We start from the raw sequence: 1,364 nt of genomic DNA on the forward strand, positions 1-1,364 counted from the left end.
CCTACATCTTCAGGTGTTGCCAGTTATTCGATGAATGTAGGTAAATTAAAGACCATCTTCAGGTGTTGCCAGTTATTCGATGAATGTAGGTAAATTAAAGACCTTGGGAACTGAATTTAGGTTGAATTATGCGGTGATCAATAATCGTGCAGGCCGTATTATTTGGCGGGTTGGTGTAACAGGAGCAAGAACCAATAGTGTATATGTTGGTTTTGGCGATGCATTAAAGAAAATGAATGACAAAATGATAGCGGAGGCGGCACCAGCGGCGCCTGGGGAGCTAAAAAGGGTAGTAAGCGATAAAACTTTAACCCGTTTCCAGGATGGAGCCAGCCCTAATGATTTATTTACCGTTATCTCTTTAGGTATTGACCCCGCTACTGGCCGTGAAATGTATTTAACAGCTGATGGAGGGAGTACGACAGATTATACACTTGGGCTTAATACTAAAGTGGGCAGTTCCAGACCAATATTAGAAGGTGTTATCTCAAACAATTTTACCTATAAAAATCTATCCGTGCAGCTAACAATGCGTTATAAATTAGGTGCCAATGTTTTCAATTCAGCACTGCTTGAAAAAGTTGAAAATATCGATTTCAATGATATTGTGAACAACCAGGATAGGCGTGCCTTGTACGATAGGTGGAAAAAACCTGGCGACATTACCCAATTCAAGAACATCTATATGGGCGATCCGAATGTAAGGTCAACCGAGATGTCAAGCCGCTTTCTTCAGAAAGAAAACTCACTTTCACTTGAATCAATTAATGTGAACTATAGCTTTTTAAATGCCAAATGGATGAAAAATATGGGTATGACAAACCTAAATTTATCTGCTTATACAAATGATATTTTCCGCTTCTCAACAGTTAAACGCGAGCGGGGGATTGAATATCCATTTGCACGTTCCGTGTCATTTAGTTTAAGGGCTTCATTCTAATTTATAGGAATAATGAAAAAAAATTACAGAAACATCATCATCTTAATTTGCGCCATAGTTGCGATCTCTTCTTGTAAGAAATATTTAGAGATACAGCCTGAAGACAAACTTCTTGAAGAACAGGTTTTCACTTCAGCTAAAAATATAAAGGCCTATTTAAATGGTACTTATGTAAAACTGGGAGGAAATACCTTATATGGCGAAAACCTAACATTAACCATTCCAGACCTATTGGCGCAGCGTTATAATATGATTCCTGCAAACGGAACTGGTGTTAATATTTATAACCAGTATGCGGTATATGCTTATGCTAGTGGTGCGGTAAGCACTAAAACAAGAATCATTTCACTAGAAAACCTTATAAAGATCAGGGTTATAGGCCCCAAGAATCATTTCACTAGAAAAAATCTTATCGGGACTACCT

2 protein-coding genes are annotated in these 1,364 nt (G+C 38.0%); both read left to right on the forward strand.

Features of this window, described 5'->3' with window-relative positions; translation table 11 throughout:
* The first annotated feature begins 103 nt into the window (after positions 1-103).
* Positions 104-940 carry a hypothetical protein gene (locus tag AC1DPQ_RS27810; protein WP_477611576.1) on the forward strand — a complete coding sequence of 279 codons (837 nt, stop codon included), beginning with the start codon at positions 104-106 and terminating at the stop codon, positions 938-940.
* A gap of 12 nt (positions 941-952) precedes the next feature.
* Positions 953-1,364, forward strand: a 412-nt coding sequence (locus AC1DPQ_RS27815) for a hypothetical protein (protein WP_477611577.1), incomplete at its 3' end; no start/stop codon positions are given.

Source organism: Pedobacter sp. 01T416_2 (assembly GCF_056398925.1).